This is a genomic window from Streptomyces sp. NPDC048603 (genome assembly GCF_043199475.1).
GTDB lineage: Bacteria > Actinomycetota > Actinomycetes > Streptomycetales > Streptomycetaceae > Streptomyces.
Genome location: NZ_JBICVY010000021.1, coordinates 1 through 21,262, shown reverse-complemented (window position 1 = coordinate 21,262; position 21,262 = coordinate 1). Strand labels below are relative to the sequence as shown.

Genomic DNA, 21,262 nt, shown 5'->3' with positions numbered 1-21,262 from the left:
CTTGTCATTACGTACAGGACAAGGCCGGAAACCGGCATTTCCCACCCGCCCGCGCCCGGTGGGGAGTTATCGAAGAGAATCACTTTGACGGGCGGGCCGTACTGCACCGGGGCGAGTAAATCTCCCCTCCACACCGGGAATTCGCCGTCATCGCACATCGGCGGCACTTGACGGCCCGTGCGCTTTCAGCCGGTGTGGAGGATCCGGAAGCGACCGGGTTCCGCGGGATCCCGGTCGACGACCTGGACCGGCGGCCACGCCCATTGCCGCACGCTGATGCCCTGCGTGCGGGAGAACCGGATTTGCCCGCGGGTGCCTTCGACCTCGATGCGCGGCCAGGATCCGGCCGTCCGCGCCCGGTCGGCGCCGTCCGTGCCGTGGGAACGCAGCACCTCGGCAAGGACGGTGACCGTGTCGTAGCCCTCGAAGGCGACGAAGGAGGGGGCTTCGGCCAGCCGCTCGCGAAGGGCCTTCTCGACCCGTACGCCAAGCGGGCCGAAGCGTTCGGGCAGGTAGCGCAGGAACGGCACCGCGGCACCGTCATCACCCAACAGTGCCGCCCATTCGGCGAACTCCGGCTGCCCGGCCGGAGCGCCGATCAGGAGTCCGGCGAGGCGCGGGTCCCGCCGGGCGGACCTGACGATCGAAACGGCGGGCTCCGGGTGACCGACCAGGAGGAGCAGCGCTGTCGCCCGGTGGGCGGCGAGCTCGTCGCACACGGCCGTGGCGGAGAGCGTGCGCATGTCGAGTTCGATGACGCTGCCGCCATGTCGTGCGAGGTGATCCCGCAGGATGCGGGTCCCCGATTCCCAGTAGACGCTCGGGGCGACTGCCACGGCGATCCGGCTGTGGCCCGCGCCGAGCAGGAAGTCCGCGTAGATCCGCCAGCCGTGGGACTGCGCCGGGGCCAGCCGCGCGACCCATTCCGTCGGCTGTTCGGTGAGCGCGTCGAGAACCGCCGACGAGCACAGGAAGGGCAGGCCGAGGGCGTCGGCCCTGGCGGCGGCGGCACGGGCGACGACGCTGTGGTACTCCCCCGCCACGGCGGCCACGCCCAGTCGGGCCAGGTCGTCCACGGCCGCCGCGGCCCGCTGCGGATCGGCCGCGGTGTCCCTGACCACCAGTTCGAGCGGCCTGCCGAGGACCCCGCCGGCGTCGTTGACGTCGCGAACGGCGAGTTCCAGTCCGGCGAGCAGGTGGCGGCCCGCCTCGACCCAGCCGGGCGGGGTCAGCGGAACGAGAGCACCGATCCGGACGGATGACCCGTCAGTCGGCTCCGCTCCGGAGGGCGATGGTGGCGTGTTCATGCGCTGGCGTCTCCCGGGTGGCGATTCGGTGGCAGGTCGCCCGGATCGCCGGTGACCATGCCGGCCATTGCAACCACCCGCGTCGGGGACGGGCAACCGATTATCCGTTCGTCACGCCTCCCAGACCGCGGCGGCCGTCCGGTCGTCGGCGTAGCCCTTGAGCCGGAGTTGGGTGTCGGCGAGGAAAGCGGCGAGGCCGGGGGGCTCGGTGGCGGTCCAGCGGACCGCGAGCTCGGCGGGCAGGAGGGGTTCCTCCCGCATCGGCGCGGCCAGACCGCCCGAGCAGAGCAGCAGGGCGTCGCCCGGCCTGGCCACGGCGGCACGGAACCGGAACCCGCCTTCCGCGGCCGGGCCGGCCGTCTCCAGGTCCTCCCACTCCCCCGCCCGGAGACGGAAGAGTCCGCCCGGGCCGCTGCCGAAGCTCACCCGGGTCCGGCACTCCGGGTCGATGGGCAGCAACAGGCAGCGCAGCCCGGCCGTGTACGCGGCCTCGTCGAGCCCGAGCTCGGCGGCGCGGGCGCGCAGCCGGCCGTAGCCGCGGTCGGTGAGCCGGTGGAGGCCGGAGCGCAGGGCGTCCCGCCGGCCGGACCGGATGTCCTCGCCGAGGCGGCCCTGGCTGCGCCCGATGGCGCCGGCGACCCAGCGGCACAGCTCGGCGGCGGCCTCCTGGGCGCCCTCGGCAGCCCGGTCCCCGCCGGCGATGGCCACGAGCACCAGGGAGTCGTCCCCGGTCCCGAAACGGGCGGTGAGCAGGAAGTCCCGGCGCGCCTCCCCCCGGTAGCGGGCGGAGTCGCCGCGCACCGAGCCGGCCCGCAGGGTGCTCCCCCCGTACCGCGCTCCCTCCAGCACGGTGTCCGGCACCAGTGCGTCCAGCGCGGCCGGGTCGGTGACGGGCAGGGCTCCGGGCTCCGCGGCGTAGGTGGGCGCCCGGTCCCCGAGGTGCCGCACCGCGGGCCGTACCGCCCCTGCCTCCCCGAACGGGTCCTGTACGGGCGGCACGCTGAGCGCCCCGAGCGCGTACCCGGTGGCCCCGGGCTCGCCCCGGGGGTCGGACGCGTCCCGCCACCCTTGCTCCGGCGCGGCCACCGGCCCGCCGTCGGCCGCCCCCGGCCCGGGAGCCGCGGGCTTCCGCACGGAAGGTGTCCCGCCGTCGGCCGACTCGGTCGGCACCCACTGCTCCCCGGCCGGCCGAACAGTCCGGGGATCGGCAGGGCCCGCGGGCAGCGCGCCGGCTGCCGCCTCCGCGGGGTCCTTCCGCCCGGACGCCGCGGCCGGCCCAGCCGGGGACTCCGCCGGAGCCGACCGCGGGTCGGTGACGCCCCGGCCGGGCTCCGGCAGGGCCGTGCCGGCGTCGGCCTCCCGTCCGGCCGGGTCAGGAGCGGGCACGCCCCGGCCCGTCTCGGGCCCTTCCGGGGCCCGGCCCGAGGGCGGGAACTCCGCCGGGGACGGCCCAAAGGCCCGCGGCTCCGCCGGGACCGGCCGGACTCCGGCCGAACTCCGATCCGGCTCCCGTACTCCCGCCCCGCTGTCGGTCTCCGACCCGAGCGGGTCCGGACCTGCCTCAGCCGGCCACGGCTCGTCGCCTTCCGGGGCCTCCGGCACCGCGCTCCGCGGGAGCGGCTGCCCGGTCGGGGTCGGGCCGGAGGACGGGGCCTGCGGGCCAGGGGCGCCGTAGAGCATGGCCCAGGCCGAGCCGAAGCGGGTCTCCAGGGTGTCCGCCGGGTCGTCGTCGGCGGCGGACCTGGGGCCGGGGAGCAGGGGCGCGCCCGGTGGGGCGGCCCATCCGGCCATCTCGCGCGGATCCGCCCGACCAGGCGCGCCGCCCGGCACCTCCGGCGGGTCCTCGCCAGGTCCTTCGGGCGGGTCCTCGCCGGGTCCTCCCGGACGACCCGCGCCGGGCGGTGCCTGCGCCGGGTCCTCGTAGAGCTTGTGCCACCAGTCCTGTGGGTCCGCGTCCCCCTGCTGACTCATGCCCCCCAGTTTCGGCCGTACGGGGCGTCCGGCACACCGGAACGGCGGAAAGGGGTCCCGATGGGCGAACGCCCGTCGGGACCTCTCCCCCCACCTCACCAAACAGATCCACGAATGCCGCACACCCGCACGATCCACCGCGTCACCGGCGCCCCGTCCTCACCCCCGGCGGTGGCCACACCGAGCACCACTCGATATCGGGCGCATCGCCCCCCTCAGATGAATTCCTGCCAACAACCCCATTGCGCGGCAAAGTTGCCGCATGAACGACTGATGACCGGCCGATGTCCGGCGCCGCGGTCCCGCGACCTTGTCAGAGGGGCGGGGGGTGCGGTGATGATGTCGGCGGCGGGTTTGCGCCGTGGCCGCTTCCCGCCATCAGGGCGGGCCGGATGTGGGGTGGACGGATTGCTGGGTGCGATAGGTCTGGACGATGGCCAGGAGTCGGCTTACCGGGCACTGGTGGCGCTGGGCGCGGCGGAGGTGCCGGATCTGGCACACCGCCTGACCCTGCCGGTGCCGCAGACCGAGCGCGCGTTGCGGCACCTGGAGCGGCACGGACTGGCGGCACGTTCCTCCGCCCGGCCCGGCCGGTGGGTGGCGGCCCCGCCGGGGGTGGCGCTGGCCGCACTGCTCACCCGGCAGCGGCTCGAGCTGGAGCAGGCGGAGCAGGCCGCGGCAGCGCTGGCCGAGGAGTACCGGGCGGAGGCGACGGAGCCGGCCGTGCACGACCTGGTGGAGGTGGTGACGGGCGCGAGCGCGGTCGCACACCGCTTCGCACAGCTCCGGCTGGGCGCGGCGAAGGAAGTCTGCGCGCTGATGACCGACCGGCACCTGGTGTCCGGCCCGGACGACGACGGCGCGGAGGACCGGGCCGCCGACCCCGGGGTCCACTACCGAGTGGTCATCGAACGGAACGTCCTGGCCGACCCGAGCGGCCTACGCGAAGCACAGGTGGCCCTGACCCGCGGCGAGCAGCTCCGCGTGGTCCCGCAGGTCCCCACGACACTGGTGATCGCGGACCGCTCCCTCGCGATGGTGCCGCTGACCGACCGCGACACGGAACCCGCGGCGCTGGTGGTGCATGCCTCGGGCCTGCTGGAGTCCCTGCTCGGCCTGTTCGAAGCGGTATGGCGGGACGCGCTCCCGCTGCGGCTGGGCGGCCCGGACGGCACGGTCGCGGAGTCCCCGGCCTGCCCGGACGGGACGGACCTGGTGATCCTCTCCCTCCTCCTGGCGGGCATGACGGACGCGAGCGTGGCGAAACACCTGGAACTGGGCCTGCGAACGGTACAGCGCCGAGTCAAAAGCCTGATGGAACTGGCCGGGGTGACAACCCGCCTCCAGCTCGGGTGGCACGCGTACGAGCGGGGGTGGGTGGCGCGCCATTGAGGGACTCTCTCCCCCCACACACAGCCGCATCCGCCGTCCGGCAGGAGCGTGTAGCGATCTGACGCGCGTGAGACCGAGCCGGATTACGTAGATCCGATCAACTTCGACCCCGCGTCCGCCCGAACGGGCGGCTGGCCGAGCGAAGCTGCGGCTCGTGCCCGCCGAAGCCAGAGCCTCACGACCCGTAGGTCCCCCTATGCCGTTCCCCCGGGGGCCGCCCGACAGTCCTTGTCGTTCCGGGACGGACGTCGGGGTCAAGGGTGGCCCGAAGGGCCATCGCCGGAGGCGACGCGACAACGTCGCGCCCTTGACGCCGACGGCCGGCACGGAAGGACACTGGGACTGACGGGCAGCCCCCGGGCACCCTCTCGCTCCCGCCCCAGCGAAGCCCCGCCAACCCCCACCCCCGCCCCACCCCCACCCTCCAAGGTGCGCGGCGCCCGCCCTCCGCCCACGCTGGGTACACGGACACGGCGGGAGGAGACGGCATGGCCATGGCCAGTCCTGCGGAACGGGCGCAGCTGGGCCGGGCGACCCGCAAGCAGGTCAGCCGGCGCTCGCACGCCCGCTGGTCCCCCGCGGCGGATCGACCCGATCCGATCGGTGTGCTGGTGCGGCAAGGCGCGGACCGGCTGCCGGACCTGCTGCCCATTCGGTACGGGCGGATGTCTGCCTCACCGTTCGCCTTCCTGCGCGGTTCGGCCGCGGTGATGACCGCGGACCTGGCCGCCGTCCCCCACACCGGACTGATCGTCCAGCTGTGCGGCGATGCCCACCTCCTGAACTTCGGCGTGTTCGCCTCACCCGAGCGGACATTGCTCTTCGACCTCAACGACTTCGACGAAACGCTGCCGGGGCCGTTCGAGTGGGACGTGAAACGGCTCGCCGCCAGCGTCGCGGTGGCCGCCCGGGAGAACGGGCACGGCGACGAGGCCGCCCGCCAGTCCGCCCTCGAAGCGGTCCAGGCCTACCGGCTCTCCATGCGGCGGCTGGCCGGCCAGGGCGAACTCGAAGTCTGGTACGGGCGCATCGGCACCGACGAGCTGTTCGCACTCGCCGAGGGCGTCGCGCCGCGCGAGCGGATCGAGGCGACCCTGAGCCGCGCCCGGCGGCGCACCAGCCTGCAGGCCCTCGCCAAACTGACCGAGAAGAGGGACGGCAGGATCCGCATCATCAACGATCCGCCGCTGCTGCAACCGGTGACCGAGGACGAGGCCAGGATCGTGGACCAGACGTTCCGCCAGTACCGCGACACACTCCCGGAGGAACGCCGGATGCTGCTCGACCGCTACCACTACGTCGACGCGGCGCGGAAGGTCGTCGGAGTGGGGAGCGTCGGGACCCGCTGCTTCATCGTGCTGATGAGCGGCCGCGACGACGGCGACCCGCTCTTCCTCCAGATCAAGGAGGCCGTGCCGTCCGTCCTGGAGCCCCACCTGCCCGCCGACCAGGGCAGCCAGGGCAACCAGGGGAAGGACGCGAAGGGCGACCAGGGGAAGGCCACGAAGGGCGACCAGGGGAACGCCACGAAGGGTAAGGACAACGAGGGTAAAGACGAAGACCGCGGATACCGCCACCCCCGCTACGACCATCAAGGCCACCGGGTGGTCGCCGGCCAGCGCCTGCTGCAGGCCGCCGGCGACATCTTCCTCGGCTGGGTGACCGGGCCCGCCGGCCGGCACTTCTACACCCGGCAGCTACGCGACATGAAGGGATCGGCCGTGGTGGAGGCCATGGCCCCGACCAGGCTCCGCCGGTACGCCGCCCTGTGCGGTATGGCGATGGCCCGGGCCCACGCCCGCTCCGGCGACCGGATCGCCCTCGCCGGCTACCTCGGCGCGTCCGACGTCTTCGACCGTTCCGTCGCCGACTTCGCCCTGGCGTACGCCGACCTCACCCGCACCGACCACGCCCTGCTCACGAAGGCCATCGCCGACGGCACGGTCCCGGCCACCCCGGGCGTCTGACCGGGGCGGCCGGGCCGGCCGAACAACAGCCACGAGGCGCGACGGACGACCGGACAACCCGAACGGCGACCCGAACCGCGACCCGAACGGCGACCCAGCCGCCCCCCAGCCGCCCCCCGACCGGTCAGCTCCGCCCGCCGCCGCGCTTCGCGTCGTGGTTGGCGCGGCCCTCGGCGCCGCGGAGGCGCCATTCGCGGCGGATCTCCGCCCTCAGGCGGGCGTCCGTCTTCGCCACGATCCACTGGTTCTCGCGCTGCAGCTTGCGGTAGCTGTCCAAGCGCCGCTGCGCCAGCTCGCCGCGGTCCACCGCGTCGCGCACCGCGCAGCCCGGCTCCGCCTGATGGGCGCAGTCGTGGAAGCGGCACTGTTCGGCGTAGTCCTCGATCTCCGAGAACACCTGGCCGACGCCGGTCTCCGCGTCGTACAGGCCGACGCCCCGCAGCCCGGGAGTGTCGATCAGCACGCCGCCGCCCGGCAGGAGCAGCAGGTTACGGGTGGTCGTGGTGTGGCGGCCCTTGCCGTCCACGTCGCGCGTGGCCTGCACCTCCATGACGTCCGCACCGAGCAGCGCGTTCGCCAGGGTGGACTTGCCCGCGCCCGAGATGCCGAGCAGCACGCTGGTGCCGCCCGCCACCACCGTGCCGAACACGTCCATGCCCTCACCCGTCAGCGAGGACACCGTCAGCACCTGTACTCCGGGGGCCGCGGCCTCCACGTCCTGGACGAGGTGCGCGAGGGTGACCGGGTCCGGTACGAGGTCCGCCTTGGTGAGCACGACCAGCGGCTGGGCACCCGATTCCCAGGCCAGGGCCAGGAACCGCTCGATCCGCCCGAGGTCCAGCTCCACCGCGAGCGAGACCGCGACGATGGCGTGGTCGACGTTCGCGGCGAGGATCTGGCCGTCGGACCGCTTGGAGGAGGTGGACCGGACGAACGAGGTCCGGCGCGGCAGGTACGTCCGTGCGTACCGGGGGTCGCCGGCTCCGTCCGGGTCGACGGCGGCCCAGTCCCCGGTGCAGATGACCCGCAGCGGGTCGTGCGGGGTGACGAAGGCCGTGTCCGCGCGGACGATCCCGTCCGCCGTCATGACGTCGCACAGCCCACGGTCGACCCGCACCACCCGGCCGGGCACCAGGCCCTGCGCGGCGTACGGGGCGAACTCGGCCGCCCAGCCTTCGTCCCAGCCACAGCCGGCGAGGACGTCCTGAGCATCAAAGGCAGACGACGAGTTGATGGACGACGTGCTGAGTGAAGCGTTGAACAAGGGGAACCCTTCGAAGGGTGGCCCCGGCGGCGCGCTCTGCGCGCGGAAGTCGAGTGGGTGTCAGCCGGAGACCACAGAGGTGGGAACGATGAACTCCTGAGTGCGGGCAGCGCCCGTCGCCATGACAGTCATCAATGTCCTCACCTCCTGCTTCTTCTCCACGAACCAACACCGCTCACTCGTGAACGGATGAGCAGAACCATAGCCCCGCCCAGGGCACATCACCACCGATTAAAAGCCGTCCACGGCGGCCCGGCGCCGCTCGGCCATCCGGCGTCCTCCCGGTGAAAGTTGTCCAGGATACGGACCTGACGCGATGCCGGGACCGCGGCAACCGCCTTTTTTCCGCCGGCCCCGGCCCGGTCCGCCGTGCCCGGACCTGCGAGAACGCCCGGCGACCGGCCCCTGCCGTCCGTACCACAACCACATCATCATGTGACCGGGTGTGCCGCGCCTCGTTGGGAATTGACGCTGGTCTGATTCAGCGTCAGAGCAATCCCCTGCCGAAAGCCCAACCATGGATACAGAGAACCCGTCCACCCGGCCCGGCCGCTTAAGGGCCCTCATGACGACGGTCGTCACCCCACGGACGATCCGCGCCAAACTAGTCCGCATCCTCGTCGTGGCAGTCGCCCTGCTCCTCACCCTGCTCGGCTTCTCGGCCGCCCAGCAGGCGGGCGACTACCGCAACGCGGCAAGCACCGCGTCAAATGCCGAACTCGCCATCAGAGTCCAGGACTTCATCCACGAACTCCAGAGGGAACGCGGCCTCACCGTCGGACACGTCGCCGGCATCGACCGCTTCCGCGCCATGCTGCCGGCCCAGCGCGCCGCCACCGACGCCGCCCGGCGCAGCCTCGCCGCCCACGAACACGACGGCGACAGCGACTCCGCCGCGGCCGTGCGCACGGCACTGAAGCGACTCGACGGGCTGGCGGCCATGCGCGCCTCCGCCGATCGGGACACCGTCGACGTCAACCGGACCATCGGCTACTTCACCGACGTCATCGCCTCCCTCAACCAGCTCGGGCTCGGCCTCCACGAGGTCCGCGACAACGAGCTCCGCTCCGCCTTCCAGGCACTCCAGATCCTCGGCCTCGCCAAGGAGTACACCAGCGAGGAGCGGGCGATCGTCCTCGGATCGGTGCGCGCGGGCCGCTTCCGCGGCGATGCCTACCCCCGTTTCCTGGCCGCCCGCGCCGCCCGTCTCGACGAACTGCTCGTCTACCCCCAGTGGGCCACCCCCGAGGAGGAGCGCCGCCTCGACGAGGCAATGCACACGCCCCAGGCGCTCCGCTTCCTCGCGCTGGAGAAGACCGTCGCCGACGGCGTCGGCCAGCTGCCGGCCGAGAAGATCACGCCCACGGCGTGGTGGGACACCTCGACCGCCACCATCGACGGCATGCGCACCGTGCAGAGAACCCTCGGCGCCGACATCCAGGCCCGCGCCGACAGCGCGGAGCAGGAAGCCACCCGCGCCCTCGCACTCTTCGCGCTGCTCGCCCTCGGCTCGATCCTCCTCCTCGGCGGCCTTGCCGTCAGCTGTACCCGCGCCGTGTCCCGGCCGCTCGCCGGCCTCACCCGCCAGGCGCGCGACATCGCCGAGAACCGCTTGCCGGCAGCCGTCGCACGCGTACAGGCCTCCTCCGGGCGTCGGCCGGAACCGCTCGCCCCGCTGGATCTGCCGCCGAACACCGGCACCGAGATCGCCCTGGTCGCCGAGGCCTTCGAGCAGTTGCAGCAGGCGGCCTACGATCTCGCGACCGAGCAGGCCGTGCTGCGCCGCAACGCCACGGAGTCCCTGGTCAACCTCGGCCGCCGCAACCAGAACCTCGTACGACGCCAGATCAGCTTCATCAACAAGCTGGAGCACGAGGACGCCGACCCGGCCACGCTGGGCAACCTCTTCGAACTCGACCAGCTCGCCACCAGGATGCGCCGCAACGCGGAAAGCCTGCTCATCCTCGCCGGTGAGGCCAGCCCGCGCCCGTGGTCCACTCCGGTGTCGGTCACCGACGTCATCCGCGCCGCACTGTCCGAGGTCGAGGAGTACCGGCGGGTGACGCTGCGCCGGGTGGACGCCGCGCACATCAGCGGCAGCGTGGTCGCCGAGGTCGCCCACCTGCTCGCCGAGCTCGTCGAGAACGCGCTCAGCTACTCGCCGCCGGTGACCGACGTCGAGATCGAGGGCCGCCGCACCAGCGCCGGATACCTGGTGGCCATCGTCGACCACGGCACGGGCATGGAGCCCCGCGCCATTGCCGAGGCCAACGTCCGGCTCTCCGGGTCCGCCACCTTCATGGCCGAACCGACCCGCTTCCTCGGCCACTTCGTCGTCGGTGCGCTCGCACGCAAGTGCGGCATCGAGGTCCGGCTCGGCGAGGCGCCCGCCGCCGGGACCGTGGCCCGCGTGCTGCTGCCCCACGGCCTGTTGAAGGATCCGGCGCCCGCCGCCGCCCCGCAGCCGGACCCGGAGGAGAAGGGGAACGGGACGCGGAACGGGAACGGAACCGGGAACGGAACCGGGAACGGGAACGGGAAGCGGAAGGAAGAAGCCGACGCCACCGTGTCGGACAAGCCGACCCGAGCCGTACCCCTACCCTCGCCCCGCTCCGCCCCTGACGCCGCACCGGCCGCCGCACCGGCCGCCGGCCGGCCCGTGGCCGGCACCTCGGAGGACACCCCGGCGGCACCGGCCCCGGCAGGGTCCGCCACCGCCCCGGTCCGGGACGTCCCGGCCGCCGGCGACCCCACCTCCTCCCCCACCCCCTCCCCCGCCTCCGACCCCGCCCCCCGCGGTACGCGCGCCGCGCGCACCCGCAACGGCCTCGTCAAGCGCCCCAAACGCAGCGCCATCCCGTCCGCCGTCAGCGAGACGGCACAGCCGCGCTGGCAGCAGGAGTCCGAGCCGACCCCGGACCGCACGCCCGACCAGGTATCCGGGATGCTCTCGACGCTCCGCAGCGCGCACATGCGAGGGGCGATCAGCGTCGAGAAGGAGAAGCAGACCGCGCGGAAGCCGGAGCAGCGCGCCGGGAAGGGTGATGAGAAGTGACCGTCGACCTGCACAACGACACGCAGACCTTCAACTGGCTGCTGGCAAACTTCGTCCGCAAGACGGACGGGGTCCGTGACGCCGTGGCGGTCTCGTCCGACGGCCTCCTCATCGCCGTCTCGGACGGCCTGGGCCGCACGGACGCCGACCATCTCGCCGCGGTCGTCTCGGGCCTGTCGAGTCTCGCGCGCAGCGCGTCCCGGCGCTACGACTTCGACCGGTTCAAGCTGATCATGATCGAGATGGGGCGGGGCTTCCTGCTCGTCTCGGCGATCCGCGACGGCAGCTGCCTGGGCGTGCTGGCCGACAGCAGCGGTGAACTCGGCCTCGTCGGCTACGAGATGGCCGTACTCGCCGAGCGGACCGGTGACCTGCTCAACCCGGCCCTCATCGCCGACCTGCGCCAGGGCCTGCCGCGATGAGCCGGGAAGCCGATGACGACGCGCTGTTCGTACGGCCGTTCATCATGACCGGCGGCAGGGTGGAGCCGCTGCACGACGGGCTGCGGCTGGAGACGCTCGTCGTCGCCGCGCCCGGCGCGCAGACCGAGATGCTGGAGTTCGAGCGCCGGCGGATCGTGGCGCTGTGCGCCGAGCCGGCGACGGTGGCCGAGGTGGCCGCCCGGATCGGCGTACCGCTGGGCGTGGTGAAGGTGCTCATCGCCGACCTGGTGGTCGGCGGACTGCTGGTCTGCCGGCAAACCGAGGAGCTTCCGCTCCATGTCCTGGAAAGGATCAGGGACCATGTTCGGGCGCTCTGACAAGCCTGTGCCCCTCGCTGTGAAGATCGTGGTCAGCGGCGGACTCGGCGTCGGGAAGACCACGTTCATCGGCGCGATCTCGGAGATCGAGCCGCTGGACACGGAAGCCGCGATCACCCAGGTGTCCGTGGGTGTCGACTCCCTCGTCGGGGTGGAGAACAAGACCACGACGACCGTCGCCCTCGACTTCGGGCGGATCACCCTCGATCCGTCGATCGTGCTGTACCTCTTCGGCACACCCGGGCAGGATCGCTTCTCCTTCCTGTGGGACGACCTCGTCGAGGGCGCCCTGGGCACGATCGTCATCGCCGACACCCGCCGTATCGAGGACTCCTTCCCCGCGCTCGACTTCTTCGAGGAACGAGGCACTCCGTTCGTGCTGGCCGTCAACCACTTCGACGGCGCACACCACTTCGACCTGGAAGAGGTGCGGGAGGCCCTCGGCCTGGGCGACGAGGTGCCGGTGCTCGCCCTGGACGCCCGGAACCGCGACTCGGTCCGGGACGTCCTGGTCGCCCTGATGGACCTCGTCGTGCGACGGCATTCGGCGGGCACCGCGCGCAGATCGCGGGAACTCGCCCGCTGAGTCGGCGCAGCCCCGGTGCGACACCAACGGCACGCCGACGCTGGTGCGACACCAACGGCACGCCGACGCCGGTAGCCGACGCCGGCCCGGGAAGCGTCCCCGGGCCGGCGTCGTCACGTCCGATTCCTTCAAGACCGGACCGGCTGGTGCGGCCTAGCCTGCCGCCATGACTCCTCGACTCGACATGATCGGCCTGGTCACCGGTGACATGGCCGCCTCGCTCGCCTTCTACCGCCGCCTCGGCCTGGAGATCCCGCCCGGGTCGGAGGAACAGCCCCATGTGGAGGTCACGCTCCCCGGCGGGCTGCGGATCGCGTGGGACACCGAAGAGGTGGTCCGCTCCATGGACCCGGAATGGACCCGGCCCACCGGGGGTCAGCGCCGTGAGCCGGCGTTCCTGTGCGACTCGCCCGCCGAGGTCGACGCCCTGTACGACGAGCTGACCGCGGCCGGGTACGGCGGGCACCTCAAGCCCTGGGACGCGTTCTGGGGGCAGCGTTACGCGGTCGTGCTCGACCCGGACGGCTGCGGGGTCTCTCTGTTCGCCCCGTCCACCCCGCCCACTCCGTCCACCCCGTCCGCGCCGTCCACCCCCTCCGCCTGACCGCCTGTCGCCGCCGCCGTATAGCCGGTCAGGGTGGTGCCGGCCAGGACGCGGACCTCGCGGGCCAGGTGGGCCTGGTCGGCGTAGCCGGTGCTGTGGGCCACCTCCGCGTACGGGTCTCCCGCCCGGACCCGCGCCAGGGCGTGCTGCATGCGGAGCACCCGGCCCAGGGTCTTCGCGCCGTAGCCGAACGCCGCCATTGAGCGGCGGTGCAGCTGCCGCGGGCCCAGGCCCAGCGTGTCCGCGATGCGGGCAACCGTCTCACCCGCGCGCAGACGGGCCACCACCTCGGCGATCAGCGGGTCCGGGGCCACGACCCGGCTCCGGGCCAGCGCGTCGAGGCCGGCGAGCGGGTCGGCGTATGAGGCGACCCGGCCGGCCAGGGCGCGGACCTCCCGCGCGGGCCACAGTCCGGAGAGTCCGGCCAGTTCGACGCGCCGGTCGCGCAGTTCGTACGCCGGTACGCCGAGCAGCGCGGGCGCGGCCCCGGGTGCGAAGCGGATCCCGGCGAAGCCGGAACCGGGCACCTCCCGCGCGGGGTGTGCCCGGGTGTCGGGGCCGGCGACCAGCAGCCGCCCGTCCACCCAGAGCAGATCCATGCACCCGTCGGGCAGCACCGTCCCGGCGGGCCCGTCGGCCCGCCACAGCACCGCGCCGGGGACGAGCCCGGAGGGCCGTTCCGTGTACGCCACGTTCCCAGCGTAGGCGTGCCCTGAGCGGGGGGGGGGCGCCTGACCGGCGGTGGCTCAGTCCAGCCGGGAGAGGGCTTCGAGGACCCGTGCCGCGCCGTCCTCGGCGGCGAGGGCGGCCGCCACCCGGCGGGGCCGCTGCGGCGGGATCGCCAGGGCGCTCCGGATCGCGGCGGCCAGGGAGGCGGCGGTGAGGCGCTGGTGGCGCAGTGGGCGGGGAGCGGTGCCCAGCCGGTGCAGGCGGGCGGCCCAGAAGTGCTGGTCGAGCTGGACCGGCACGGGGACGGCGGGTACCCCGGCCCGCAGTGCGGCGGCGCTGGTGCCCGCGCCCGCGTGGTGGATCACGGCGGCGGTGCGCGGGAACAGCCACTCGTGCGGGGTGTCGCCGATGGTCAGCAGGTCGTCCCCGGAGACGTGCAGGCCGGTCCAGCCGGACTGGACCAGGCCGCGGACACCGGCCAGCCGGAAGGCCCGCGCCAGCAGTGCGGAGAGGCGGTCCGGGTCGGGGGCCACGAAGCTGCCGAAGCCGGCGAGGACCGGGGGCGGGCCGGCGCCGAGGAAGTCGAGCAGGCGGGGCTCGGGCCGCCAGCCGGGCGGTGGCGCGGGCCACCAGTAGCCCGTCACCCGGTGGCCGCCGGGCCAGTCCGCCGGGCGGGGCACCACGGACGGGCTGTAGCCGTGCAGCACGGTGCGGTCCCGGGACAGGCCGAGGGGGCCGGTGAAGCGCCGGGCCGGCAGGCCCAGTTCGCGGCGCAGGGCGCCCACGGCGGGGGCGAACAGCCGGTCGGCGCCGGCCCACAGGGCGTACCCGGCGAGCCGGTTGAGGGGCCGCCCGTACGAACGCGCCCCGGTGACCAGCGGCGGGAACTCTCCGGTGGGGAGGACCGGTTGGAGGTACACCCCGAGGCAGGGGATGCGCAGGGCCTCGCCGAGCGCCGAGCACATCGGATCGGTGAGGGTGGAGGCGAGGACGACGTCCGTGCCGTCCGTGACGGCGGTGGTGATGCCGCCGGCGAGCCGGGGCATGAAGGTGCGGGCCATCCGGACCGCGTGCGCCATGGCGACGGGCGGGGCGGTCGCCCGCGCGAGGGACCGGCCGAGGGCGGAGGCGAGTTCCTCGCGGGGGTCGACCGGCAGCGGGCGGAAGCCGAGGCCGTGGGCGGCGACCTGCCCGGCGAACCGGGTGTGGGTGGCCAGGGACACCTGGTGCCCGGCGGCAGCGAGCCGGGCGCCCAGCCCGGTGTAGGGGGCGACGTCACCCCAGGAGCCGGCGGTCACGATCAGTACGCGCACGGTGGCATGGTGTCAGGTTCCGTCGCCCGTGGCCACGGGCGACGGAACCCGCAGCTCAGGGCCCCCGGACCCGGGACGCCGTACGGGGAACCCCGGACACCGCTCGCCCGGACACCCCGGACGAACGGACACCCCGGACGAACGGACGCCCCGGACGAACGGACGCCCCGGACGATCGGACCGCCGGGCTCCGCCCGTCAGGGATGCGGATGCCGCTCCCGGTGGAGCCGCGCACGGTAGTCGTCGGGCGGCAGGAAGTTGGACCAGCGCTCCGGGAACTCGGAGGGCATTCCGGCGTCCTCGTCGTCCTCGGACTCCCCCTCGGCCAGGGCCCGCCAGGCCGCCGCGCGGGCGATCAGCTGGGCGGCCTCGGCCTCCCGGGCCCGCTCGTTGTCCTCGCGGGCCGCGGCGGTGGCCACGGACGGCCAGACCCGGTCGATGGCCGCGTTCACGGCGGCTCCGACCAGCACCGCGAAGGCGGAGATGCCGATCCACAGCAGCACCGCGACGGGCGCGGCCAGCGAGCCGTAGATGGTGGGGCCCTCGACGGTGTTGGTGAGGTAGAGGCGGAGCAGGAACGATCCGAGCACCCACATCGCGAGGGCCACCAGAGCGCCCGGCACGTCCTCGATCCACGGCGACCGCACCGGTACGGACACGTGGTAGAGGGTGGTCAGGAAGGCGATCGAGAGCAGGGTGACGGTCGGCCAGTAGAGCACCGCGATCACGCTGGTGCCCCAGGGCACCAGGCGGACCACGGCGTCCGGGCCGACCACCATCAGCGGCAGCACGACCGCGCCGATCAGCAGGGCGATCACGTAGAGCAGGAAGGCGAGCAGCCGGGTCTTGACGATCCCGCGCCGCCCGTCGAGCCCGTACATCACCGTGATGGTGTCGATGAAGACGTTGACCGCCCGGGAGCCGGACCACAGGGCGAAGGCGAAGCCGAGGGAGATGATGTCGGGCCGGCCCCGGCTGGTGACGTCGTCGAGCAGCGGTCTGGCGATCTCGTTGACGCCGCGGTCGGAGAGGACCGTGCCGACCGCCGTGAGGATGTTGTCCTTGATGCTGGCGACGGTGGTGGTGTCGGTCCAGTCGTCCACGTAGCCGAGGAGGCCGATCAGGCCGAGGAAGAGCGGCGGCATGGACAGCAGGGTGAAGAACGCCGCCTCGGCCGCGAGGCCCAGGATGCGGTACTCGATGCAGGAATTGACGGTGTCCTTGAGCAGCAGCCACGCCATCTTGCGCTTGGAGACGTTGCGGTAGAGGGCACGTGCCCGGTGGAGCCGCCCGTGGGGTAGTGCGGGACGCCGGTGACGTCCGGTGGGTCCGGGGGGCTGCCCGGGGGGTGTTTCTTTTGCTGGCTGCACGTCTTTACGGTATCCGCATGGCAGCCACCACCCACACAGTGAGCAACCAGGCCCCACCCCTTGTGGGGTACGACGTCTACGGCGGCGACCGCGCCCTGACCGAGGGCGTGGAGCGGCACCTCGCTCCCGAACTCCTGGAGCAGGCACGGCAGGAGCTCGGCGAACTCGGGCGCGCCGCGGGTTCGGCGCAGGCCCAGGAATGGGGCGCGCAGGCCAACGAGAATCCGCCGAAGCTGCGGACGCACGACCGATACGGACACAGGATCGACGAGGTGGAATTCCACCCGGCGTACCACCGGGTGCTCGGCAAGGCGGTGACGGCGGGTCTGACGGACGCCTGGGGGCGTCCGGGCGGGCATGTGCGGCGCGCGGCCGGGTTCTTCGTCTGGTCGCAGGCGGAGGCGGGGCACGCCTGCCCCGTGTCGATGACGCACGCTGCGGTGCCGGCGCTGCGCGTGGATCCGGACCTGGCCGCCGAGTGGGAGCCGCGGCTGACCTCGCACGTGTACGAGGTCGGGCTCCGGCCGGCCGCCGAGAAGGGCGGCGTGCTGTTCGGCATGGGGATGACCGAGAAGCAGGGCGGCAGCGACGTACGGGCGAACACGACGGCGGCGAAGCCGCTGGACGGGGCCGGGGAGTACCTGCTCACCGGGCACAAGTGGTTCTGCTCGGCGCCGATGTCGGACGGCTTCCTGGTGCTGGGGCAGGCGCCGGGGGGTCTGAGCTGTTTCCTGGTGCCGCGGGTGCTGGCGGACGGCACGCGGAACGTGTTCGCGATCCAGCGGCTCAAGGACAAGCTGGGGAACAAGTCGAACGCCTCCGCGGAGGTCGAGTTCGACGGGACGTGGGCGCGGCTGGTCGGCGAGGAGGGCCGCGGCGTCCGGACCATCATCGAAATGGTCGCGGCGACCCGCCTCGACTGTGTGATCGGTTCGGCGGCGCTGGTCCGGCAGGCGCTGACGCAGGCCGTGCACCATGCGGAGCACCGCTCTGCTTTCGGAGCGAAGCTCATCGACCAGCCGCTGATGCGGAACGTGCTCGCCGATCTCGCACTGGAGTCGGAGGCGGCGACGGTTCTGATGCTCCGGCTGGCGGCCGCGTACGACGCCGTGCAGGACTCCGGCGACGAGCAGGAGCGGGCCTTCCTGCGACTGGCCGTTCCGGCCGCGAAGTACTGGGTGACGAAGCGGTGCACACCGGCCGTCGTGGAGGCCCTGGAGTGTCTGGGCGGCAACGGCTACGTCGAGGAGTCCGGGCTGCCGAGGCTGTTGCGCGAGTCCCCGCTGAACTCGATCTGGGAGGGCTCCGGCAACGTACAGGCACTGGACGTGCTGCGGGCGCTGCAGCGCGAACCGCAGGCGCTGGACGCGTTCCTGCGGGAGATCGGACGCGCCCGCGGCGCGGACCACCGGCTCGACGCGGCCATCAAGGACCTGCTCACGGAACTCGCGGACCTGACGGGTCTGGAGGCCCGCGCCCGCCGCGTGGTGGAGCGGATGGCCCTGGTGCTGCAGGGCTCGCTGCTGGTCCGCTGGGCGCCGCCGCAGGTCGCGGACGCGTTCTGCGCCTCCCGCCTGGGCGGGGACTGGGGGGCGGCCTTCGGCACGCTGCCGCACACCCTGGACCTCGGGGCGGTCGTGGAACGGGCCCGGATCACGGGCTGACGGCGGGCGAGAGCCGACGCGCGGAACGGGCACGCGCAGGTCGGACACGTGCAGATCGGGCACGCACGGGACGGGCACGGATCGCGGGCAGGGGAAGTCCCCAAACCCCACCGAGCCCGGATCCGGCCCGTCACAGGATGGGGGTGGCGCCGCGCCGACTCGGCGCCACCCCTGTTTTTCCGAAAAAGCCCCGAGGAGGAGCCGAACGCCGCCACGCGGGCGGCGTCGTGCACAGTTTCGGTCGCACGAACGGGACTTGGCGAGAGTTGCATACCGTTGCAACCTAGGGTCCTGGATCCGGCCGCGCACGCGTGAGCAGCAGGGGTGAGCCGTAGGGGAAGCGGCGGCCCGGCGGGCAGGGCGGATCCGGTGGTAGGTCCTGCTTCTACGGGGAGGCTCCGGTGGCCCACACCGCAGTTGATTTGGCCCGGCTTTCGGCCATGAACGCGCGCGAGGCCACGCGCCTGCTGAAGGGGGTACGGGCGGCCACGCTGGCCGGGGACCGGCCACCGGCCGTGCCGCGGCCGGAGATCGCCGAGTCCTGGCGGCGCATGCTGGCCGGCGGGGTGCATCCCGACCGGGACACGCGGTCGCGGGTGCTGACGGTGGCGGAGACCGAGGAGCGGCGGCACGTATCGCCGCTGCGGCAGATCCTGCCGGTCCTGCGCGAGGGCCTGCTGCCGGCTCTGGACGGCTCCCTGCACATCATGGTGGTCGCGGACGCGGACGGCCGGCTGCTGTGGCGGGAGGGGGCGTCCTCGATCCTGCGGAAGGCGGACCGCCTGGGCTTCGGGGTGGGTGCCGACTGGGACGAGTCGGTGGTGGGCACCAACGGGGTCGGCACGGCGCTGGTGACCGGCCGGCCGGTGCAGGTGTTCTCGGCGGAGCACTTCGTCTCCTCGCACCACGACTGGACGTGCGCGGGCGCGCCGGTGCACGACCCGCGGGACGGGCGGCTGCTCGGCGTGGTGGACGTCAGCGGCCCGCTGGCCACGATGCACCCGGCGACGCTGGCCTGGGTGAGCTCGGTGGCCCGGCTCGCGGAACAGGACCTGCGGATCCGGCACCTCGAATCACTGGAACGGCTCCGCTCGGTGTCGGCGCCCCTCCTCGCCCGCCTGCCGGCCGGGGAACGGGCACTCACCGTCGACCCGCACGGCTGGACGGCGGCGGTGACGGGCCTGGCACCCTCCGACCGGATCCCGCTCCCGAAGTCCTTCGGCCCGGGACGCCTGTGGCTGCCGCAGCTGGGCGACTGCGTGGCGGAGCCGCTGCCCGGCGGCTGGCTGCTGCGGATCGGCGGAGCCCGCACGGGCGCCCCGGTGAGCCGGGTCGTCCTGGACCTCAGCCGCCCGCGGTCGTGGTCGGCGACGGTCTACGGGGCGGCCGGCAGCTGGTCACAGGACCTCAGCCCGCGCCACACGGAGCTCCTCTTCCTCCTGGCGGAGCGGGCGCGCGGGTGGTCGGCGGCGGAACTGGCCGCGGAGGTGTTCGGCGACGCGACGCGCACGGTGACGGTCCGCGCAGAGATGTCCCGGATCCGCCGCAACCTGGCGGGCGTGCTCGCGCACCGTCCGTACCGCTTCGGGGACGACGTGGAGATCGAACTGATCCGCCCGGCGGAGGGCGTGGACCTGCTGCCCCACTCCACGGCCCCCACGGTGGTCAGGGCCCGGCTGGGCCGTCCGGGTGAGGGCGTGATTCCCTGAACGCATGAGCGACCCCACCACCATCACTCTCACGACCTGGTCCCTGGAGATGACCTCTCCGGAGGACCTGGTCCCCGCCTCCCGCCGACCGGGCCCCGAGGTCACGATCATGCGGGCGGAGGTCCCGTCTCCGGAGTTCAGCCGCTTCCTGTACGCGTCGGTGGGCGGTGACATCCACTGGACGGACCGGCTGTCGCTGACCCGGGCGGAGTGGGTGGAGCAACTGCACCGTCCCGGGGTGGAGACCTGGGTCGCGTACGACCGGGGCACCCCGGCGGGGTACGTGGAGCTGGACCCGCAGCCGGAGGGTGCGGTGGAAATCATCTACTTCGGCCTGATTCCGGACTTCCGTGGCCGCGCCATCGGCGGCTGGCTGCTCACGGAGGGCATCCGCCGCGCCTGGGACCTGGCCTCCCGCTGGCCGGACCGCGAGCCCACGCGCCGCGTCTGGCTCCACACCTGCAGCCAGGACGGCCCCACGGCGATGGACAACTACCTCCGCCGCGGCTTCAAGGTCTTCCACACCGAAACGGAGGAGAAGCCACTGTCCCCGACGCCGGGACCGTGGCCGGGGGCGGAGGCTGAGGCTGAGGCCTGAGGCCTGAGGCCTGAGGCTGAGGCTGAGGCCAGTGCGGCGTGCTCCGACCAGGCGCCCTTCCGCGAAGCGGGCGGGGTGGGGTGGGGGTCGCCGGGGCTCCGCCTGGTCGGCGTCTGGGGGGTGCCCGGGGGCTGCCCGTCAGTCCCAGTGTCTTTCCGTGCCGGACGTCGGCGTCAAGGGCGCGACGTTGTCGCGTCGCCTCCGGCGATGGCCCTTCGGGCCACCCTTGACCCCGACGTCCGTCCCGGAACGACAAGGACTGTCGGGCGGCCCCCGGGGGAATGGCATGGGGGGACCAAGGCTCCCTTGGCCGTGGCGGTGGCGGGCACGGGCGGCGGCTGCCGCTCGGCCAGCCGCCCTTCCGGGCGGACGCAGCGGTGAAGTCGATCAGATCTACGCAATCCAGCTCGGCCCACGCGCACCAGATCGCTACGCGCTCCGGTCGGATGGCGGATGCGGGCCGCCGGGGGCCGGACATAAGCCGCCCACGATCGCTACGCGCTCCTGACCGACGGCGAATGCGGGCCGCCAGGGGTCGGACATAGGCCGCCACCGATCGCTACGCGCCCCTGGCCGACGGCGGGCGCGGACTGCCGGGGGCTGGGCGGATGACGCCAACGATCGCTACGCGCTCCTGCGGGACGGCGGATGCGGTCCGCCGTGGGCGGGGCGTGGATCGGCATCGATCACTGCGTGCTCGGGTCGCGATCACCGCACGCGCTGACCGTCTCGGCGGGCCGAAGGCCGCCCGGACACCCGCCACCGTCAGGCCATGACGGCGATGACCGTCAGGTACATCACGCCTTCCCCGCCTGCCCAGAGGCCCCGGCCATCGGCCCGCCCTAGCAGCGATCGCACCCCACGCACCTGCCGGAACAGCGGACCGCCAGAGCCGACGTCCCGCACCCGCCGTCCCGCAGAAGCGCGTAGCGATCGTTGGCGGTCTATGTCCGGCCCCCGGCGGCCCGCATCCGCCGAGAAAGAGAAGCGCGTAGCGATCTGGTGCGCGTGGGCCGAGCTGGATGACGTAGAT

Annotated in this window: 16 protein-coding genes; 10 read left to right on the top strand and 6 right to left on the bottom strand. The window is 73.4% G+C overall.

Going from position 1 to position 21,262, the window contains the following annotated elements:
* Nucleotides 1–185: 185 nt before the first annotated feature.
* Together ACGFQ9_RS35700 and ACGFQ9_RS35695 are read right to left on the bottom strand one after the other, a co-directional pair.
* Nucleotides 186–1,307 (bottom strand): ABC transporter substrate-binding protein, encoded by a 1,122-nt coding sequence (locus tag ACGFQ9_RS35700; RefSeq protein WP_393579781.1) that lies wholly within the window; start codon nucleotides 1,305–1,307, stop codon nucleotides 186–188.
* A gap of 111 nt (nucleotides 1,308–1,418) precedes the next feature.
* Nucleotides 1,419–3,278 (bottom strand): protein phosphatase 2C domain-containing protein, encoded by a 1,860-nt coding sequence (locus ACGFQ9_RS35695; RefSeq protein ID WP_393579780.1) that lies wholly within the window; start codon nucleotides 3,276–3,278, stop codon nucleotides 1,419–1,421.
* A 408-nt stretch (nucleotides 3,279–3,686) separates the two neighbouring features.
* Here ACGFQ9_RS35695 and ACGFQ9_RS35690 point away from each other — a divergent pair, with 408 nt between their 5' ends.
* Nucleotides 3,687–4,670 (top strand): helix-turn-helix domain-containing protein, encoded by a 984-nt coding sequence (locus ACGFQ9_RS35690; protein ID WP_393579875.1) that lies wholly within the window; start codon nucleotides 3,687–3,689, stop codon nucleotides 4,668–4,670.
* A gap of 494 nt (nucleotides 4,671–5,164) precedes the next feature.
* Nucleotides 5,165–6,637 (top strand): DUF2252 domain-containing protein, encoded by a 1,473-nt coding sequence (locus ACGFQ9_RS35685; protein WP_393579779.1) that lies wholly within the window; start codon nucleotides 5,165–5,167, stop codon nucleotides 6,635–6,637.
* Nucleotides 6,638–6,761: 124 nt separating this feature from the next.
* Here the strand turns inward: ACGFQ9_RS35685 and rsgA are convergent, their stop codons facing one another.
* Entirely contained in the window at nucleotides 6,762–7,871 is a 1,110-nt protein-coding gene (gene rsgA / locus ACGFQ9_RS35680) for a ribosome small subunit-dependent GTPase A (RefSeq protein WP_393579874.1), read from the bottom strand.
* Between the two features lie 595 nt (nucleotides 7,872–8,466).
* On the opposite strand from rsgA, the gene ACGFQ9_RS35675 reads away from it, so the two are divergent.
* The 5 genes from ACGFQ9_RS35675 (at nucleotide 8,467) to ACGFQ9_RS35655 (ending at nucleotide 12,906) form a co-directional block, all read left to right on the top strand.
* Nucleotides 8,467–10,956, top strand: coding sequence for a nitrate- and nitrite sensing domain-containing protein (locus ACGFQ9_RS35675; protein WP_393579778.1), 2,490 nt, complete (start codon nucleotides 8,467–8,469; stop codon nucleotides 10,954–10,956).
* On the top strand, nucleotides 10,953–11,378 hold the full coding sequence (locus tag ACGFQ9_RS35670; RefSeq protein WP_365115285.1) for a roadblock/LC7 domain-containing protein: 426 nt from the start codon (nucleotides 10,953–10,955) through the stop codon (nucleotides 11,376–11,378). The genes ACGFQ9_RS35675 and ACGFQ9_RS35670 overlap by 4 nt, the downstream gene beginning before the upstream one ends.
* Nucleotides 11,375–11,716: a DUF742 domain-containing protein gene (locus ACGFQ9_RS35665; protein ID WP_393579776.1), complete on the top strand. Its 342-nt coding sequence runs from the start codon at nucleotides 11,375–11,377 to the stop codon at nucleotides 11,714–11,716. Before ACGFQ9_RS35670 ends, ACGFQ9_RS35665 begins: the two co-directional genes overlap by 4 nt.
* Nucleotides 11,700–12,302 carry an ATP/GTP-binding protein gene (locus tag ACGFQ9_RS35660; protein WP_393579774.1) on the top strand — a complete coding sequence of 201 codons (603 nt, stop codon included), beginning with the start codon at nucleotides 11,700–11,702 and terminating at the stop codon, nucleotides 12,300–12,302. The genes ACGFQ9_RS35665 and ACGFQ9_RS35660 overlap by 17 nt, the downstream gene beginning before the upstream one ends.
* Nucleotides 12,303–12,468: 166 nt before the next feature.
* The gene (locus ACGFQ9_RS35655) at nucleotides 12,469–12,906 is read left to right on the top strand and encodes a VOC family protein (RefSeq protein WP_393579772.1); all 438 of its coding nucleotides are present in this window, start codon (nucleotides 12,469–12,471) and stop codon (nucleotides 12,904–12,906) included.
* Here the strand turns inward: ACGFQ9_RS35655 and ACGFQ9_RS35650 are convergent.
* The 3 genes from ACGFQ9_RS35650 to ACGFQ9_RS35640 form a co-directional block, all read right to left on the bottom strand.
* Nucleotides 12,801–13,598, bottom strand: coding sequence for a helix-turn-helix domain-containing protein (locus tag ACGFQ9_RS35650; protein WP_393579771.1), 798 nt, complete (start codon nucleotides 13,596–13,598; stop codon nucleotides 12,801–12,803). The two genes, ACGFQ9_RS35655 and ACGFQ9_RS35650, sit on opposite strands and share 106 nt — an antisense overlap.
* A 54-nt stretch (nucleotides 13,599–13,652) precedes the next feature.
* Nucleotides 13,653–14,888, bottom strand: coding sequence for a glycosyltransferase (locus tag ACGFQ9_RS35645; RefSeq protein WP_393579769.1), 1,236 nt, complete (start codon nucleotides 14,886–14,888; stop codon nucleotides 13,653–13,655).
* Nucleotides 14,889–15,085: 197 nt separating this feature from the next.
* Nucleotides 15,086–16,258 (bottom strand): YihY/virulence factor BrkB family protein, encoded by a 1,173-nt coding sequence (locus ACGFQ9_RS35640; RefSeq protein ID WP_393579767.1) that lies wholly within the window; start codon nucleotides 16,256–16,258, stop codon nucleotides 15,086–15,088.
* A 17-nt stretch (nucleotides 16,259–16,275) separates the two neighbouring features.
* On the opposite strand from ACGFQ9_RS35640, the gene ACGFQ9_RS35635 reads away from it, so the two are divergent.
* From ACGFQ9_RS35635 to ACGFQ9_RS35625, 3 genes are all read left to right on the top strand, one after another.
* Nucleotides 16,276–17,922, top strand: a complete 1,647-nt coding sequence (locus ACGFQ9_RS35635; protein ID WP_393579766.1) for an acyl-CoA dehydrogenase family protein — start codon at nucleotides 16,276–16,278, stop codon at nucleotides 17,920–17,922.
* Nucleotides 17,923–18,362: 440 nt separating this feature from the next.
* Nucleotides 18,363–19,631, top strand: a complete 1,269-nt coding sequence (locus ACGFQ9_RS35630) for a GAF domain-containing protein (protein WP_393579764.1) — start codon at nucleotides 18,363–18,365, stop codon at nucleotides 19,629–19,631.
* A gap of 4 nt (nucleotides 19,632–19,635) precedes the next feature.
* Nucleotides 19,636–20,229, top strand: coding sequence for a GNAT family N-acetyltransferase (locus tag ACGFQ9_RS35625; RefSeq protein WP_393579762.1), 594 nt, complete (start codon nucleotides 19,636–19,638; stop codon nucleotides 20,227–20,229).
* Nucleotides 20,230–21,262 lie beyond the last annotated feature (1,033 nt).

What these genes read in the sequence shown, in the direction of transcription:
- ACGFQ9_RS35700 (WP_393579781.1), bottom strand. Translation starts at nt 1,307, where the DNA reads ATGAACACGCCACCATCGCCCTCCGGAGCGGAGCCGACTGACGGGTCA.
- ACGFQ9_RS35695 (WP_393579780.1), bottom strand. Translation starts at nt 3,278, where the DNA reads ATGAGTCAGCAGGGGGACGCGGACCCACAGGACTGGTGGCACAAGCTC.
- ACGFQ9_RS35685 (WP_393579779.1), top strand. Translation starts at nt 5,165, where the DNA reads ATGGCCAGTCCTGCGGAACGGGCGCAGCTGGGCCGGGCGACCCGCAAG.
- ACGFQ9_RS35675 (WP_393579778.1), top strand. Translation starts at nt 8,467, where the DNA reads ATGACGACGGTCGTCACCCCACGGACGATCCGCGCCAAACTAGTCCGC.
- ACGFQ9_RS35665 (WP_393579776.1), top strand. Translation starts at nt 11,375, where the DNA reads ATGAGCCGGGAAGCCGATGACGACGCGCTGTTCGTACGGCCGTTCATC.
- ACGFQ9_RS35660 (WP_393579774.1), top strand. Translation starts at nt 11,700, where the DNA reads ATGTTCGGGCGCTCTGACAAGCCTGTGCCCCTCGCTGTGAAGATCGTG.
- ACGFQ9_RS35655 (WP_393579772.1), top strand. Translation starts at nt 12,469, where the DNA reads ATGACTCCTCGACTCGACATGATCGGCCTGGTCACCGGTGACATGGCC.
- ACGFQ9_RS35635 (WP_393579766.1), top strand. Translation starts at nt 16,276, where the DNA reads ATGGCAGCCACCACCCACACAGTGAGCAACCAGGCCCCACCCCTTGTG.
- ACGFQ9_RS35630 (WP_393579764.1), top strand. Translation starts at nt 18,363, where the DNA reads ATGAACGCGCGCGAGGCCACGCGCCTGCTGAAGGGGGTACGGGCGGCC.
- ACGFQ9_RS35625 (WP_393579762.1), top strand. Translation starts at nt 19,636, where the DNA reads ATGAGCGACCCCACCACCATCACTCTCACGACCTGGTCCCTGGAGATG.